Below are 18,039 nucleotides of genomic sequence, written 5' to 3' on the forward strand. Positions count from 1 at the left end.
GTTACTTATTGGTTTGAGTAGCACTCCGTTCAAATGTTTTCAACTGAGCAATAACTTCCTGATTTTTAGGCTTCAACTTCGTCAGCAATTGATAAATCGCAGTACTCTGTTCCGAATTGGAAGCGCTGAGTTGACGAGCCAGTTGCCGTTGTGCCTTGTCAGGTAGATTCGGCTGTTTTGCCAGCAGTTTCAGCATCATTCCCGATTGCTCCTGATTGCTTTCTGGTAATTTCTGCGCGATAGCTTCGGACAACGTAGCATGGAATGGTACGTTCGCTAGTTTTTTCAAAATGGCGATCTGAAATGCGTAACCGGCTTTCTGATACGTTTCCCACAGCCAACTCTGCCGACTATCGGTCTGAAAAAAACGGTCCGAGAGTTTTTGAAGCGCATGTCGGGCAGTGAACAGATTTTTTCCCTGGACGATTTTCTCTACGTCGGGCATAAAACCGGGATAGATGTCACCCTCCGACGTAATGACGCGCTCCATCGCCCAGTACTGATAATCGAAGTTGGTACTACCCAGAAACCGATGCAGCAACGTATCGTCCTGGTACGTTTCGGTAATTCGGCGAATCTCGTTCACTACGTAGCCGTGGGCAATGTGCCAGAGTGTGTAGCACGTATAAACCGCTCCGTCAATGACTTCATTCTTAACCGTTTTCAACGTAGCGCCTGCCTTCGCATCAACCGAATCAGCCAGATTCTCAGTGCCTTTTCCGACCAGATCTTCCATTGCTACGTCCTTCAGCAACGAATTGGTGTTACGCAGAATGTTCTGCAACTTTTCGTAATCTTCTTCCTTGAATTCCTTGTGATCCATTTTGGTGAGCACCTCGCCCGGCGGAAAATCGAAGCGTTGATAGTTGCCCAGCAGGTCCCAGTAGAAATTGATGTAGACGGGCTTGCACTCGCCCGTCAGACAAACCGGCGTGAAGATGTTCCGAAAGAAGTAGGCTGGCTGCCCATCATCGTCCATCACGAGTTTGAGCGTGTACGAGGTTGTGTCATTTTCGCGGATATGAAACTCCCGAATTTTTCCGGGATCGATAGAAAGAGCGAATGAGTGAAAGAGCGAATGAGCGAAAAGTAAAAGAGTGAAAAACAGAGAACGTAGTGATAAGCCAGAGCCTACGCGCTTCATTTGCTTAAGCCAGGAATAATCCGTTACAAATCTCATCCTTCACATCCAAAATTTTCGCTCATTCGCTCTTTCACTCTTTCACTCTTTCACTCTTTATTTCCAATCCGGATTCTGCTGCAATTTTAGGTTTGCGTTCAGCTCGTCCTGAGGAATGGGGAAGTATTTGTTCTTCGCCGTAACCGGGCGCGATGGATACACGCTGTTAACGGCTTTTGGAATGACCGTCAGGTATTTACCGGTACGTGTCAAATCGTACCAGCGGTCGCCTTCAGCGAAGAATTCCCACGCACGCTCCTGAATAACAGCATCGACGAACGCATCTTTGCTGAGACCAGCCTGTAAATCAGGCAAGCCAGCCCGTTTCCGTACTGTGTTGATGTAGCCATAGGCAGTTGCCGTTGCGCCATTCAGTCGAGCTTCGGCTTCGGCGGCAATCAGGTACGTATCGGCCAGACGGAAAATCGGGATGTTTGAGATGTTACCCTGCGTCGAATTCGGGTCCTGGTATTTTTTGATCAGTACGCCATCGGTTGTAATCGGCGTGATGTTACGTTGCGGCACGACCTTGTTGCTGCGATCGATATAGGTTGTGTCAAGCAACAGACGACGTTTATCGGCAGGGTTGAACGAATTATAGAACGACATGTAGGCAAACATCGACCCGAAGCTCGTACGCGCATACTCGAGTCCAGCACTACCGGCAGGACCGCACAAACCCACTAGCTGGTGTCCCCGACCCGGTGAAATGGGATCGCTTTCGTAGGCCCACATATTCTCGATACGGGCGGCATCTTCCTGATCGAATTTGTAAACGTTACGTACGTCGGGCATCAGCGAGTATTTGCCGGACGTAATAACTGCCTGTGCTTTTTCCAGTGCCTTAGCCCAATCTTCGTTGTACAAAGCCGCTTTCGCATAAAGCGCATTGACCACTTCTTTCGAAGGACGGCCTTTATCAACCGCTGGATAGGATGGCAAACCAGCCGCAAACGCCATATCTAAGTCTGCATAAATCTGCTTGTACACCTCAGCTTTCGTGCTTTTACCGACAACCGCGTCGGCTTCCGAATAACTGGGTGTTGTTTTGATGGCTACATCACCAAAGTTTTTTGCCAGTGCCCATTCGTAAAACGCCCGCAGAAAATATGCTTCACCAATAATCTGCTTCTTGCGCGTTTCGTCCATAACGGCGGCAGGCACTTTGGCGATAATCCAGTTGGCTTTTTCGATACCATCGTAGCTCGACGCCCAGATTTGCTGGGGCGATTCGTTGGTACGTCCGTTGCTTTTCTGAACCGTGTAGTTTACGTCGTACGAAAAGAGTGTCAGCGTGTTACGTCCTACCACGCCACGCGGATAGGTCTGATCATCACTGAAATCAGGAACCAGCGTCATGGCCGGACCGCTGTACAAGTCGGCGACCGGGTCATACGCGGCAATCAGCCCTTTTTCAGCATCGGCCGCCGTTTTATAGAACGCTTCGGTATAGATGGACGAATAAATGGTTTCGTCCAGTTTGCAGCCTGCCAGGCAAAGGGCTGCGAGTATGGGAATGAGAGTCTTTTTCATTTGCTTAAAGAGCGAAAGAATGAAAGAGCGAAAGAGCGATTTTGTGGAAAACAGAGTGTCTGATGCGTCATTTTCGCTCATTCACTCTTCGCTCTTTCACCTCTTTATAGCGTGATCTGCAAACCGCCTAAGAACGACTTAGCTTGTGGATACACGAGGTTATCAATACCAATTTGTGTGTTCGAGCCAGCGTACGTATTAACTTCTGGATCGAAGCCGCTGTACTTCGTGATCGTAAACAGGTTGTTGGCGCTCACGTACACCCGAATGTTCTGAATGCCTTTGATACGTGGCAGCGTGTAGCCCAACGTTACGTTCTTGCAACGCAGGTACGAACCATTTTCCACTACGTAGTTACTGATAGGCATGCGGCTACCCTGCGCCGGAGCAGGAAATTCGTTGCTTGGATTGGTTGGTGTCCAGCGGTTTACGACGCCCTGCAACATGTTACGTTGCCCCAGCGGCTGAGAAAACGAAAGGCGGCTGGCGTTGTAAATATCGTTACCCTGCGAACCCGACAGGAACGCGTTGAAATCGAATCCTTTGAACGCCAGATTGGTCGAGAAACCATAAATAAATTTCGGATTCGGATTACCCGTAATGATCTGATCGGCAGCCGTGATGGTACCATCGCCATTCAGATCTTTTACTTTCTGACTGCCTAACGCACCACCGTAGCCTGGCAAAACGGTTTCGCCAGTTTGGTTAACCCCGTCGAATACGTACGTTTTGAACAAACCAAGTGGGCTGCCAACCTGCAGAACAGAGTATGTTGTCACGAAACGCTCTTGTGTAGTACCGCCGTCCAGATCGAGCACTTTGTTGCGGTTGAACGTAGCGTTGGCCGATACGTTCCATTTCAGCGCCCCGTCCAGAATCCGCGCATTGGCAGCCAGCTCTAACCCTTTGTTTTCAAGAGCGGCAAAGTTTCCCGTAATGGTGCTGTAGCCAGAACTCAAGGGCAGCGTTTTCACGTAGAGCAAGTCTCTGGTTGTCTTTTGATAGACATCGACAATAAAGCTGATGCGGTTATTCAGGATGCCCAGATCTAAACCAATGTTAGTTTGTGCCGAACGCTCCCAACGCAGATCGGGATTGGCAATCCCTGATGGGTTGATACCGGTTACGTAAGCGTGGTTAATGTTATAATCGCTACCCGACGCCGAAACCGTTGCCAGAGACTGATACGGATCGATGCCGGCCGCATTACCCGTAATACCGTAGCTAGCGCGCAGTTTCAGATCAGAAACCCAGCTAACCGATTTCATGAACGGCTCTTCGATAATCCGCCAGCCCGCCGAAACAGCTGGAAATAGACCGTATTTGTGGTTGGCGCCGAAACGGCTCGATCCATCGATACGTGCGGTTAGGTCAAGGAAATACCGGTCTTTAAAACCGTAGTTGATACGTCCGAGATATGAATCCAGTCGTTGCGTCGAGCGAAAGCTGTTAACGGTTCGGTTAAGCGCCAGTTGCAACGCTTCATTCTGTGTAGCATCGTTTGGAAAACCCGTACCGTTAATCTGATTTTGGTTGTAATTCTCTGACTGTGAAGCAAATACGCCGGTCACTTTCAACGAGTGATCTTTCGCAAACGTAGTGCTATACGTCAGAATACTTTCGTGTAACAGCGCCATATTACTCGTGTTCGTCTTGGACGCTGAACCCGAGTTATCATTCAAATCCGATTTATTGACAATCGAGCGGGGCGAATACGTATCACGAAGCGTGTTCTGCATATCAATGTTGAACGAAGCCCGATACGTAAGACCTTTCACGATATTGAAATCGGCGTAGAAGTTTGCCAGCGTCCGGCGAATGGCCGTCTGGTTCAGAATCGCGGTATAATTCAGTGGGTTAATTACCTCGCGATACTGTCCGTTGGCCTGCTCACCAAAGGGAAAAATCGAGCCATCTGGACGGTAAGGCTGCAAGGTTGGCGGTGCCCCAACAGCAGCACCGAGCACCGTTCCGGTCACTACGCCGGCATCGCCAATCGATTGGTTCCCCGTTGTAACGCCCGAGTTGATTGCATAGCTCCCTAAAATACTGGTCCCAATTTTTACGCGGTCACTAATCCGGTGATCGACGTTCAGGCGGAACGAATAGCGTTTGAAGTTTGAGTTGATAATGATACCATCCTGATTAAAATAACCAGCCGAAAGCGCTAGCTGCGTTTTCTCCGAACCGCCATTAATCGACAACTGGTGGTTTTGGATAGGTGCTTGACGGAAGATAATATTCTGCCAGTCAGTGCCTTCACCAAGCGACGATGGATTTGGATAATAGTTGTTTTTGAACGTTTCGTTTTCTACCTGCGCAAATTCGGCCGCATTGAGCAAATCCAGTTTTTTGTTGACGTTCTGCACACCATAATAGCTATCTAACGTAACACGTGTGGCACCCGTTTTACCGCGTTTTGTCGTAATCAGTACAACGCCATTGGCGGCACGCGAGCCGTAAATGGCTGATGCAGACGCATCTTTCAGGATTTCTACCGACTCAATATCATTTGGATTGATCGTCGACAGTGGGCTGACGCTGTTAATTTCACCACTGTTGTTCGAGCCATTCGAAATCTGAATACCATCCACTACGTAGAGCGGCTCCGAGTTACCATTAATCGAGTTTGTTCCGCGAATCCGAACGCTGATGCTTCCACCGGGAGCGCCCGTATTCTGGCTCACCTGCACACCCGATACGCGAGCCTGCAAGCCCTGTGCTACGTTGGCAACGGGTGTCTGTACCAGTTCCGTCGATTTTACAGAAGCAATCGCACCGGTTGTTTCCACTTTACGCTGCGTACCGTAACCCACCACCACTACTTCATTCAGCGAGCGGTCGTCCGATTGCAGTGTTACGTCGAGCGTAGAACGATTGCCAACCGTTACGTCCTGCGATACGTAGCCGATGTACGAAAAAGTCAGAACGGCGTCGTTAGGAATGTTTGGGATTGAGAAACGTCCAGAAGCATCTGTAGTTGTTCCGCGTTGTGTGGACTTCAATACCACACTTACACCGGGTAGTTCGCCCCCATCGGGACCGAGCACACGCCCACTTACAGTACGGCCCTGCGCCCACGCACCCGTTACTATACTTAGGGTTGCCAGCATCAGGAATGCCAGGAAGCGTATTCGTTTTTCCATGTTTAGAAAATCTAGGAATAATTAAATTTTGCAATATTTACGAGAATTAGCCTGGATTAAGTGCCAATTCAGTTAAAACCACCAAAAAAGCGGCTTCAAATGTCCTTTTTTCCAGAACTACTTGAATTTGGCTTACAAACAGACTTTTGTCAAGGAATAATTTGATTATTTTTTTGGGAACATTCCCAAAACCAATTGGGAACTTTCCCAAAAAGAACGCATTTGTTTTTCCTGTTCGGTATACTAGACAGCAATAAATTAAAATAGTACAATAACGTGCAGCGTCACTTAACAACAATCATTGATATTGCCCGCCAGTTAGGCATCTCAAAATCGACAGTATCCCGAGCATTGACGGACCACCCTAACGTGAATGCGAAAACCCGGCAGAAAGTGCTCGAACTGGCCGAACAGTTAGATTACCAACGAAACCAGTTGGCTATTTCACTGTTAACCAATCGCACCGGAACGGTAGGCATTATGGTACCTGAATTCATCAGTTATTTTTTCCCGAGGGTAATTATTGGGGCGCAGGAAGAATTGGCCCGATCGGGGTTTAACGTAGTAATTTGCCACTCGAATGAGTCGTATGAAACAGAAGTCTCGAACGCCAAAGCTCTGTTATCCAGCCGCGTAGATGGACTTATCGTATCGCATACAAAAGAGACGCGCAACTTCGATCATTTCCGGATTTTTCAGCGCAAGGGAGTTCCCGTTGTCTTTTTCAACCGTGCTTGTGAGGATATGGACGTTTCGAAAGTGACCGTCGATGATTATAACGGCGCGTTTCAGGCGGTCGAGCATCTAATTCAGACCGGCCGACGACGTATTGCCCATCTGGCTGGCCCCGATACGTTAACAAACAGCCGCAATCGCCTTGACGGTTATCGGGATGCACTGCTCAAAAATGGCCTTTCCATTGATCCAGAACTCATTATTTCCTACGATTTGAATCTGGACAAGGCGAATATTTACGTCAACCATCTTCTCAATCTGGCCACGCCACCCGATGCGCTGTTCACTATCAACGACCCAACGGCGCTCGAAGCGCTCAGCGTAGCCAGAAAGCGCGGCATTCGCGTTCCACAAGATTTAGCGATTGTTGGATTCAGCGACGATCCAATTTCAGCCCTGATCGAACCAGGATTGACGACCATTTCGCAGCCCGTCGACGAGCTGGGCAAACAAGCCGCTCAATTACTGATCAATCAGCTAGTTGCCGAAGAAGAAAGACCAGCCCCGGAGACGATTGTTCTCCCAACCCGGCTCATTGTTCGGGGTTCTTCGGTGGCCAGTTAGGAAGTTATAGAGTTGTAAGGTTATAAAGTTGGCTGATGCATAGAATACTTTCGCGTCAGCCAACTTCAACCTTACAACTCTATAACTTCCCGACTTAACGTACTCTCCGCTTCGTCTGTTGAATCACGAACGGAACGCAGATATCAGCAGGGCAGGCGCATACAGTTGGGTCAAGCACAACGGTTACGTCACTATAACAACCCGTGCTGTTGTAAACCCGTACCGTATAAAACTGACTCGTTGCCGGATTCGCTAACGTATTGACCAGTACCCCGTTTGCCGGAATTGTTTTAGCCGCGCCCGACAATACGTTAGCCGCATCGAACGTAGCACCGGCGCTATACTGATACGTGTGAGACGCATCGAAATCCGACAGGACAATTTGCCCACTAGTCTGCACCGCATTGCCCAAACACGTAGCAGCGACGGTATTCGCCTTGAAAGACGGTAACGGTTCTTCTACCAGAATAAACGGACAGCAGCTGAAATCGGGGCAATTGCCCGACTGATTATTCGTGAGCAGGCTATACGTACCAACAGCCGTTATCGACAACGTATTAGACGTCTCACCCTGAATTGGCTGGCCGTCTTTTAGCCATGTGTAGGTGCTACGTCCCGGACGAACCCGTATGATGAACGTAAACTGCTCACCCGCGCATACCTTAATAGGTATAGACGTACAGGCAATAACCGTATCGCCGGACATACTAGCCGTATTGTATAAAATCCCCGAACTATCGGCCCGCACCTGAAACGTCATCGATAAGCTCTGTCCCGGCGAAAGTGACGGCACGTTCCATATACTGATCGGAACACCCTGCGTAAACGTAGTGGAAGCGGGAACGTTAGCTGAGTTTGCCAGATACGTTACGCCAACGGCCATCGAATCGCGGACAACGATGTTTGTGGCGGGTGCCAAACCCTCGTTCGTCAGTACAAGCTGATACGTGAGCGTATCGCCTTGTTCAGCCCGAGACTTGTCTACCTGTTTCTGCAACTTAACAACGGGTTGCTGGCAGGCCTGCGGAGCCATATAGGTGGCGCTGTTCATACCGCAGCTACTGAGCATGGCCACTACCGTATGCGTACTTCCATTTGCTGTGATGCTCGACAAGGAAAACGGAACTGTTGTTGTGCTGCTGGTAATGGTAAGCGTAGTACTGGCGGTTCCGTCGGAGATCACCACATCGCCCAACTGAGCATTGGTGAGTGTTAGCGTGCCTGCAACTGAGTATAGGTTAGCTACCGTATTGCAAACACCGGGCATGACGGTCAGGCTAATGGGTGTGCTACGTATAATCTGGAGCGTATCGGTGCAGCCTGTGCCTACAGTTAAAATGAAACGATACGTACCATCGGCGGTCATACCCGTAATCTGTCCCTGCTGCGTGATGCTGGCACTTGCCGGATTGCCCACCTGCGCCGACCATGTTTGTCCATTACCAGCCGCCGATACACTTGCCGACGTAGCGGGGGAGCATATGGTTTGATCGGCTCCGGCAACGGGTTTGAAACAGCATCCGGCCGGTTGAACAGTCACCTGTTTTTCGGAATAACAGGTCGGATCGGCCGGGTTGAATACACGAATCGTATACGTTTTGGGCAACAGGGCATCGTCCAGGTTTTGAATAATTATCGACGAAAAACCCGATAAAGCTGCCGGACTGGCCGGAATTTTGGTACCTACCGCAAAATCTGTCCCTTCTACGTATTGATACGTACTACCCGCTACGTAGTCGCTCAGCGTTACGTATCCCTTTATTGACGTACCAGCGCCATTAGTACTGCATACTGGCGATGTTGCAACGGCCTTAAAATCAGCAAAGGCGGTGAACGAAACGCTTGTAGGTTTTACGATGGCGCAAAACCCATCCGCCGAAACCGACTTGATGTAATACGTAGTCGGGAGCGAAACCGGATTGGCAATTGGAATGGTAGCGGCTGCGTCGGCATAATAGCTGATCGTAGCTCCACTGTTTGTCAGAATGGCGTTGGTCAGATCGAACGTAGCATTACCATTGGTGTTCTGGCAGGCCACATTCAGATTTCTAACGGTCAATGTTGGGTTCGACGTAGTAACCTGCACAATCAGATCATCGCTGAACGAACAACCCGACGACGCATCGTAATAACTCAATTGATACGTAGTGTTCGACGGTGGGCACACGGTGGGCATGGCCGATGTCCGATTCGAAATCTGCGCTACTTTGGTGGCATCGTAGGGGATCGTCGTCCACTCATAACTGTATCCAGCCAGAGCGGGTACCCCAATCTGAACACAATTTCCCAGACAGACATTTTTGTCTTCCCCGGCCAAATTTCTTGCAGCTTTACCCACTTTCACCAGCACCGAAGCCGTTGATACGCAACCACTTCCGTAGGTTATTGTCGCCGTATAACTATACGTACCAGCCGGAGCCGACGTAATGTCGAAAACAGGCTGGCTATCCGTTACTGAGCTTAGGTAAGCCGTAGCACTAGCCGGACTGGCAATCCAAATTACGGTGCTGCCGGCGGGTGGTACGTTCAACGGTATTTGCCGCGGGCGACCATCACCTTCGCAGAAATTGAGCGACGTGGGCAGCAACGCTACGTAGCTGGCCGCCGGAACCGGGAAAAGGAATGTTTTTGAGCAACCCGTTACATGGCTGGCCGTCAGGGTATATTCTGTTGGTGCACTCGGGAAAACGCTGATTGTCGACATGTCTCTGGCCGATGATACGACTTCCGTAAATGGACTCCAGCTGTAGCTCCAGCCACCATCGGGCGAGTTGTTTACACCGATCAATAATGGTCCGTTACAAGGGGCCGGAATTGGACTGGCGTCGAAATTTACCGTCGGATCGATGGACGGTTGCACATCAATGGTAGCTGTTGCCACGCACGAACCTTGCCCGGCGGTTAACGAATACGTACCAATTGCCGTCGCGCTGATCTGAGCCGTTGTTTCGCCGGTCGACCATAGATACGTCAGGTTTGGATCGGGAACAGGGCCGATGGTTACTGAGCCCCCTCCCCCATTGCATAAGCGTCCGGGCGTGGCGATACGTAGCGAGGGCGAGGTAAACTGTCGGTAGTAAAGGGTATCGGCAAACGAACAATTGGCTGATGTATTTCCGTTGGTTGCGTTCCGGATAAATAAGATGGGGCCAGACGTGTTGGGTGGTATGGTTACGTCGGTGATGGCGCTGGTGGTTGAGGAGAACGTAACACCCGTTGTTGGCGACGACCAAGTATATGTATAACCCGATTTAGCAGCCGTTCCAATCGTCAGCGTACCGCCCGATAGTTCGCAATACGTACCGTCGGCTCCGGCGCTGTTATCAATTGGCGTTACCACAATAGATACTGTATCACGTACCGAACAGCCCGATGTGGCATCCGTTACGTTGACATATAGGGTTTTATCTGAGGTTAAAGGCAACGTAGTGGGGTTCGCAACCGTCGAATCGTTGACCATAGATCCCGGCGACCAATGATACGTATAACCCGGAATAGGTACCTGCTGAATCTGTACGGTATTTCCCTTACAGGCAGCGAGTGGCGACGAATACGACGTAACGGGCACCGACGCCTGCGCCGGAAAGACTTTCACAAACACACGGCACGTATCGGGCACTCCCGGCAGTACCAGCGACAGTGTATATATCACGGCAACCGTACCCGACGGATTCGCAATTACTCTGGATGGATGCGGTCCTCCCGGTGTTAAAGGCAATCCGGTATTTGGGTCCGACAAACCCGTTACCGGCGACCAGGTATAAATGCCGTTAGCGGCCGTTGTGATAGGGCCAATCGTTGTGCTGGAACCACCGCACTGGCCATCCGTACCGCCCTTCTGGTCGAGCTGGCAGAAATCACCGCCGGGGCCACACCCAATCATATACCGAAGAATAGCCGTATCAGCCCGCGCACAGATAGCGTTGGCGGTATTCTGACTAATTCGGATATACTTAATGTCATACGAGCCATCTGCCAGCCCACCGTTCGGAATACCCGGGCCGGGCATCTGCATCGATACGTTCGAAGCGGTCGTACTGCTCAAAAACGTAAGTGCCTGTTCGGGCGTTGGTAGTCCTTGTGTGGCCGATACGTTCGTAACAACCGCTGTCCAGCTATACGTGATTCCGGGTTCAGACGGAGTACCAAAACGAGTGGCGGCCGGTGGCCCCGCCTGTGCGCAATATACGTAAGGCTGAATATGGTTAAAGGCGTTGTTTGGCGTTTTGAAAATGGTAACCTGTTGCGTGGCTGTCTGAATGCAGCCCGATACGCCATTGGATGCCTGCACGACATACGTCAGTGAATTTACACCCTGCGGAGCAAACGAAGCGGTTAGAAGCGGATGAATGGAAGCCGGTTCAGCAATACCAAGCCCCGGCGCCCATCTATAATCGACACCGGCCTGCACCGTAAGCCCCTGCCCCAGTCGAACCGTATCACCCTGGCACATAGTCAGGCTGGGTAAAGCCCGTAAAGGGGTTACACTTTGATTGATCACTGTAACGGTATCAGTGCGGCATCCGTTGAAATTCAGATAGTAATCCTGCGATGCGCCCGATGCCGGTAAGCTGGATAATCTTGGATTGATGCCATTCGGGTTATCCAGTCCCGCCGTGGGCGACCAACTGAACGTATTGGTCGGTACGTTGGCATAGGTTGGCGGTAAAGCCGGTGGTCCCAACGTAACGCTCGAATTTCCGCAGGTAAATACCGTTCGGGCGGGTAGTTTTATGTGAAAGAAAAGCGTTTTCAACGTATCATAAGTGGTGCAGCCCCGATTGTCCGTTACGTTCAGCGCGTATTCGCCTTCGGTATTTATGGGCAACGTAATGGGTGTTGCCGACGTAGCAACGCTTCCCGACAAAACCGGCGTTCCACCTTTTAATGGGCTAAGTACGTATGTATAAGCCCCATGGTCGCCATCGCTGCCCGGCGTAATTGTTACGTCGATGGGCAACGTAGTACCTCGGCAAATACCATAAGGTTGGCTGGCTAGATTCGTCGAAGCGGCTTTGCTGGTCGAAACCGTGTATTCCACTACGTTGCTGTAATTTGTTTCGACACAACCGGCAGCGGGTGAGCACGTAGCATCAAAAGGTGTTTGCCGAACGGCCCGACGAAAAAAAACGGATCCTGCCGTTAACGAAGTTGGTGTATAATCTTTTGACGTTGCGCCAGGAATATCCGTCCACGGCCCCGCTGCCGAAGAGCCGCTTTGCCATTGGTAATACAGCGAATAAGGTACCGGATTGGTATCGGCTACACCTTTAAGTTTTGGCGTGTTATAAACTGGTTTTGAACCCGTTATTGGAAACAAACCCGCACCCTCGCAATAGGCCGTAATAGTGGCCGCAATCGTATTCGTGTTATCGACGTATTTCGCAAAATTAAACGCAGTCAGGTAAGCGGTAGAGCCTTCCTGGTTGGCGGTCAGGTTATAACCCGTGCGGGTCGTCGTACCGTCGTTGGCGAATCCAATTGGCGTAACCGGAAAGGGTTGTTGCGAGCCAGCGGTTGCCAGAATGGTGGCGCGGCATCCGCTCACTTCCAGATCGTAAGCCCCCGTTGTAGCGTTGTTCTCGCCGGTATTCAGGTACGTAGCGTACAGAACTTTGTCGAAATTGCAGTCGGCAACCAGGTAATACGTATTGTTATTACCAAACGAGGAATTCAGTGCACCGGGCGTTGGACTGATGGCCCCCGCCGAATTAGCTTTTCCACTGATATGAATGCGGCCCTGCGCATCAATTTCCATATCCGACGCATCCACATTGCCGGCACTAATCACTACACTCCGAATCACCGATCGCAACGAGGGATTGAATTCGGTCAGCGTTAGTTGCCCATTATGCGAGGCTGTGTAAGGCGATGAACCTACAATTGTAAACTCAGCCGGTGTAGTCAAAACGCCCATTACCACTATGTTTCCATTGGGACGTTTGCGAATGCCCTGCACCTGCGTTCCGGGCAGAGCCGTTGCTTCGATCAGTTGCCCCGACAAATTATAATGGGCAATGTACCCCACCTGATTGGTTAGTGACGGGTTAGCATAAGCCGTTCCGGGCGTAACCGGCAGAATATACCCGTTACCATTTCGATACGTTACGTAGAAACTACCATCTGTATCGGCTAGAATATCTGTTGTGAATTGAGCTCCGGACGCGTTGGTTGAGTAATACGAAGCGTAACGTAGCGTACCATCCTGGTTGAAAATGGCCATATACGGGTCGTCGCTGCCACCTTTTGGCATAGCCTGGTAGGCGTTCGGCGTAGTTGGCAACGCTCCCGACCAGGTCTGATTCTGTAGCATCAGAATCATAGCACCATCGGGGGCCACAATCAGGTTCTGGAAATAAGGTGATTCGTTCCAGAATCGCGCCCGTTCGTTCGCTTCGCCACTAACAGAACCCAGGTACGTACCGTAGTTGATTGTCTTGCCATCGGCCGACAGTTTCATTAAAATCGCTACGTTTCCGTTGGATGGGCTCGTTTGGAAGCCATTGGGCGTAATCAGCGCTGGTACCTGGTCGCTTCCGTTCACCGAACAAAGCAGTACTAGTTCGCCGTTGGGAGCTAGTTCGAAATCCAATGGAGAGAAACTGCTGTTGTTACCCCCGTTGAAAATTCGTACCCACAACAACGTATTACCGTCGGGCGAGTATTTTGACAAAATCGCGTTGTAACCACCGCCCGGTCCCCCTAGCGGTGGACCAAATTCTTTAATATCACCCGTTGAGTAACCGGATGCGTTATTTTGTCCTTCGGTCAATACATAGATAGAGCCATCGGGGCCGATTTTATGCGCTACACCCTGCCCTGCATATTTGTTAGGCGCCGAAGTGCTCCATTGAAGGTATTGCGCCTGAACAGCACTTGAACCGAAAAACAAGCCGATAAGCTGAAGACTGATAAAGGTGATCAGCTTCCTGCTCAAAGAGTTACGTATTGAAAGAAAAGCCCGACTTCTGTCGCTATGGGTACGGTTTTCCCAGCGGCAGAAGCCTGTTGAAGTACAAGTAGTCATACGGTTAATATTAGGGAGGTACGCTAAAGCGCAAAGGCATAGCCTTTGCACCCGTCATGCGGTTTACAAAGGCTATGCCTTAGGTCTATTGGCCAACTATAACTTATATACTATCTATTATTCGGTAGGCTATGTCTTCGGTTTCTAATTTTCATTATACCAACCAGCTAACAAACTATCTGGTAAGTAACTCTCTTATTTATAATATCAAATAGTATGCCAACCTTTAGTTACAAAATAGAAGAATAGAAGTAAGCGATCAGGAGTTTAGTATTTATTTCTGGCCTTGTTTTAACCGAATAATGCTCACTTTTAAGTCTAATCCTTAATTTTCATACCAGGCACTAACGGATTTACTTCTACCAGTTCCAGCGACTTTACCATGTCCTTTGTCCCATTCTTATATTTCAAAAAATGTGGGGTTTGAATATGGGCTTTGTATGCATTGGTATCTGCATAAATTTCCAGAATTGTAAAGTGATTAGGAGCGTCTTTTTCGGCAACTGCATATAGGGTTAATACACCCGGTTCCAGTCGTATGGACGTTTCAATTTCTTCTTTAGCAAACGCCTTATACGCTTCAACCTGTGCCGGGTCAACTACGATTTTAGCGATTCGTACCATCTGAGTTTTAGTTTGGGCAAAAGCACGCTCAGTGCTTAATAAAGCCAACAGGCCTGCTGTCAGCAGCCCTAGTAACCGTAAGCCATAGCAACGAGGAATCTTATTGGGCAATTTATCACGAAGATTGGACTTGTTCATCGTAGTAAGTAAAAGTCTATACAGTATAAAAACCGTCTTTCTGGACCAAACGTCATCGTTTATCAGTCAACAAAACAACTGGTCAAAACTGGTCAAACTCTAGATCCTAACCGAAACATTACTGCTTTTTTCATTGCAGAACAAAGAATTGAATGTAAGTCAGAAAGCGTCTTTATCGAGGTGTTCAACCCAGCATAACACACTTCGTTGAACACCCTTGATAAAGACGCTCGGGTTTGAGGTCATAAAATATACAGCAGACTTTTGTTAAATGCCTGTATACGTAAATGGCGAAATAGCTCGCAATTCGGCTTTTACGGCATCAGATACGTTCAATTCGTTAATAAACTGGCTGATGGTCTGTTCCGTTACTTTCTCGTTGGTTCGCGTTAATGCTTTCAGGGCTTCGTAAGGCTTCGGATAACCCTCGCGCCGGAGAATGGTCTGAATAGCCTCGGCAACAACCGCCCAATTATCTTCCAGATCGGCGTTGAGTGCTGCTACGTTCAGTTCCAGTTTATTTAGCCCTTTCAACAGTGATTTCAGGGCAATGATAGAATGAGCAAGCGGTACGCCTGTGCTACGTAACACAGTCGAATCGGTTAAATCACGCTGTAAGCGCGAGATGGGCAACTTGGCCGATAAATGTTCGAACAGCGCGTTGGCAATGCCCAGATTACCTTCCGAATTTTCAAAATCAATAGGGTTTACCTTGTGTGGCATGGCCGACGACCCGACTTCCCCTTCTTTCAGTTTCTGCTTGAAGTAGTTCATCGATACGTAGGTCCAGATGTCACGATCAAGGTCGATCAGGATGGTATTCAGCCGTTTGAAGGCGTCGAACAGGGCAGCCAGCATGTCGTAATGCTCAATCTGAGTCGTAAACTGACTACGTACCATTCCCAGACTTTCAACGAATTTATCTCCGAATTTTTTCCAGTCTTCGTTCGGATAAGCCACTACGTGTGCGTTGAAATTGCCGGTAGCCCCGCCGAATTTTGCCGCCGTCGGAATAGCGTCCAGCAGGTGAAGCTGCTTTTCGATACGTTCCACAAAAACCATCAACTCCTTTCCCAATCGCGTTGGCGAGGCAGGCTGACCGTGGGTACGGGCCAGCATCGGTACGTTATCCCATTGCTGCGCCAGTTCCTGCAAGCGAACAAATACCTGCCGATACGTTGGCAAAATCTCTGTATCGAGCGCTTCACTTAACAGCAGTGGGGTCGCTGTATTGTTAATGTCCTGCGAGGTCAGACCAAAGTGAATAAACTCCAGAAATGGCTCAACTGGGGAGCCTTGTAGTTTCTCCTTAATGAAATATTCAACCGCCTTTACGTCGTGGTTAGTCGTTTTCTCGATTTCCTTGATACGTAGCGCATCGGCTTCCGTGAAGTTCTGATACAGAGCACGTAACACTTGAAACTGTGCCGGATCTACGCTGGCCAGTTGCGGAATGGGCCATTCACAAAGAGCAATAAAATATTCAATTTCAATACGTACCCGATAATGAATCAGGCCATATTCCGAGAAATAAGGAGCCAGCGCATCGACCTGCGACCGGTAGCGACCGTCGATAGGCGAAATGGCGGTGAGGGGAGAGAAAGTCATGAGATGTAACATCTATGAAGTATGATGTATGAGATATGGTGTGTCTTCTACATCATACTTCATACACCATACATCCTATATCGTATCAGAACGGATTGAGGTACAGGCCAAAGCCGATCCAGGAAGTTTGCTGATTTTCGTATTGGCTATACGGCCGGAATCCTGAATAACCTTCCAGCAAAAACGTCAGGTTGTTCTGCGTGCGGCCCAGCTCGAAGCCGATACCACCGTGGATACCAGGCCGGAAATCGGTTTGCTGCCAGAATTTAATGTCCACGCCACCTACTAATCGGGCCGCCTTCAGCGATGGTTTTTTGTAGTATGTTCCCAGTTGTGCACTCAGCAACTTGCGCTCTTCCGCCTTACGTAGTACAATACCGGCACCCCCATAAAGACGCCAGTTGTTCACCGTGCGGCTGTACGTTACGTCCAGCAATTCATAATTTACTGAATTGGGGGTTGGAGCCGTAATCTGGTTTCGGTAGATGTAATCGTCACCCAGGTGCGACGAGATATGGTACACCCGGAACCGGTAGTTATTTTCGCCCCGACGTAGGTTGTAAATGATACTGACTTTGTAATCATTGTTCATGATTGTCCGCCGGGCTTTGTCAGCTTTGTAATCATACCAGGCTTCAAACTGCGTAAAGGAGGCTAAATCCAGTACCCACTCCGACGACCGCCCCGCTTCGGTGGTTCGACGATAGAACGGTTTCGCAAAACCAAAGGCAAACGGAACGATACTTCCCGGATATTTTTTTCCCTCCGTCCAATAACCTGGCAATACACTGCCATACGTCTGCGCTTCAAGCGGATCGAGCAGAATCGGGTCAAACAAATGGCCTTTTGGCAGAAATTCTTTCCGAGGCTGTACTACGTTGGGTTCGCTAGTGCTGCCCGATGCTACGGCTACTGAATCTGGCCTGACCGTCTCTCTGGGTTTTCTTTCTCGTTTTGGTTTTGCCGGCTCAGCCACTTTCGGTGGCTCAACCGGTGTCGGAGTAGCGGCAGCGGGCGCTTCTGTTGCCGCTGGTGCTGTAGCCGCAGGAGCCGGTTCAACAGCCTTTTTCTTCTTCTCGCGTTTTTCTTTCCGAGATGGTTCAGCTACAGCGGGAGCTGCCGTTGCTGGCGCATCAGTCGCGGGTGCCGACGTAGTGGTGGGCGTTACGGCTGGAGCCGGAGCTGGTTTTTCAACGGGATTCTCTTTCGCAGCTTTTTTCGCCTGACGCTGACGTTCTTTTTCAGCTTTTTTGGCTTCATAATCCCGTTGGTCCTGCAACCACTTCGCCCGAATCTCCCGTTCGCGCTGAACTTCCCTTTCTACTTTTTCTTTTTGCCGCTGCTCGGCAGGCGTCAATACGCGCCCTTGCTGGGCCGAAGCCACTATTGTAAAACAACAACTGAACAAAAGAAGTAACAGCGTTTTTTTCATACGAATAAAAGCAACTCTGTCTGGGCCAAGCTCCAGTTTGGTCTATGTAAAA

8 protein-coding genes are annotated in these 18,039 nt (G+C 49.6%); 1 reads left to right on the forward strand and 7 read right to left on the reverse strand.

Annotated elements, in window-relative coordinates:
• Position 1: 1 nt before the first annotated feature.
• From ACYVF1_RS20175 to ACYVF1_RS20185, 3 genes are all read right to left on the reverse strand, one after another.
• On the reverse strand, positions 2 to 1,144 hold the full coding sequence (locus tag ACYVF1_RS20175; RefSeq protein ID WP_461082167.1) for a hypothetical protein: 1,143 nt from the start codon (positions 1,142 to 1,144) through the stop codon (positions 2 to 4).
• Positions 1,145 to 1,237: 93 nt separating this feature from the next.
• The gene (locus tag ACYVF1_RS20180) at positions 1,238 to 2,713 is read right to left on the reverse strand and encodes a RagB/SusD family nutrient uptake outer membrane protein (protein ID WP_461082169.1); all 1,476 of its coding nucleotides are present in this window, start codon (positions 2,711 to 2,713) and stop codon (positions 1,238 to 1,240) included.
• Between the two features lie 104 nt (positions 2,714 to 2,817).
• The gene (locus ACYVF1_RS20185) at positions 2,818 to 5,859 is read right to left on the reverse strand and encodes a SusC/RagA family TonB-linked outer membrane protein (RefSeq protein WP_461082171.1); all 3,042 of its coding nucleotides are present in this window, start codon (positions 5,857 to 5,859) and stop codon (positions 2,818 to 2,820) included.
• Between the two features lie 276 nt (positions 5,860 to 6,135).
• Between ACYVF1_RS20185 and ACYVF1_RS20190 the strand changes: the two genes are divergently transcribed.
• Positions 6,136 to 7,158, forward strand: a complete 1,023-nt coding sequence (locus tag ACYVF1_RS20190) for a LacI family DNA-binding transcriptional regulator (RefSeq protein ID WP_461082173.1) — start codon at positions 6,136 to 6,138, stop codon at positions 7,156 to 7,158.
• Between the two features lie 94 nt (positions 7,159 to 7,252).
• Here ACYVF1_RS20190 and ACYVF1_RS20195 read toward each other — a convergent pair whose 3' ends face one another.
• The 4 genes from ACYVF1_RS20195 to ACYVF1_RS20210 form a co-directional block, all read right to left on the reverse strand.
• On the reverse strand, positions 7,253 to 14,095 hold the full coding sequence (locus ACYVF1_RS20195) for a DUF11 domain-containing protein (protein ID WP_461082175.1): 6,843 nt from the start codon (positions 14,093 to 14,095) through the stop codon (positions 7,253 to 7,255).
• Between the two features lie 408 nt (positions 14,096 to 14,503).
• A complete protein-coding gene (locus ACYVF1_RS20200; protein ID WP_461082177.1) occupies positions 14,504 to 14,947 on the reverse strand; it encodes a putative quinol monooxygenase in 444 nt (147 codons plus the stop codon).
• A gap of 267 nt (positions 14,948 to 15,214) precedes the next feature.
• Positions 15,215 to 16,555: an adenylosuccinate lyase gene (purB, locus tag ACYVF1_RS20205; protein WP_461082179.1), complete on the reverse strand. Its 1,341-nt coding sequence runs from the start codon at positions 16,553 to 16,555 to the stop codon at positions 15,215 to 15,217.
• 85 nt (positions 16,556 to 16,640) lie between these two features.
• Positions 16,641 to 17,987 carry a DUF1207 domain-containing protein gene (locus tag ACYVF1_RS20210; protein ID WP_461082181.1) on the reverse strand — a complete coding sequence of 449 codons (1,347 nt, stop codon included), beginning with the start codon at positions 17,985 to 17,987 and terminating at the stop codon, positions 16,641 to 16,643.
• Between the last annotated feature and the right edge of the window lie 52 nt (positions 17,988 to 18,039).

Source organism: Spirosoma flavus, from assembly GCF_054778555.1.

Excerpts from the sequence above, each read along its gene's own strand:
- ACYVF1_RS20175 (WP_461082167.1), bottom strand. The coding sequence starts at position 1,144 with ATGAAGCGCGTAGGCTCTGGCTTATCACTACGTTCTCTGTTTTTCACT.
- ACYVF1_RS20180 (WP_461082169.1), bottom strand. The coding sequence starts at position 2,713 with ATGAAAAAGACTCTCATTCCCATACTCGCAGCCCTTTGCCTGGCAGGC.
- ACYVF1_RS20185 (WP_461082171.1), bottom strand. The coding sequence starts at position 5,859 with ATGGAAAAACGAATACGCTTCCTGGCATTCCTGATGCTGGCAACCCTA.
- ACYVF1_RS20200 (WP_461082177.1), bottom strand. The coding sequence starts at position 14,947 with ATGAACAAGTCCAATCTTCGTGATAAATTGCCCAATAAGATTCCTCGT.
- purB (WP_461082179.1), bottom strand. The coding sequence starts at position 16,555 with ATGACTTTCTCTCCCCTCACCGCCATTTCGCCTATCGACGGTCGCTAC.
- ACYVF1_RS20210 (WP_461082181.1), bottom strand. The coding sequence starts at position 17,987 with ATGAAAAAAACGCTGTTACTTCTTTTGTTCAGTTGTTGTTTTACAATA.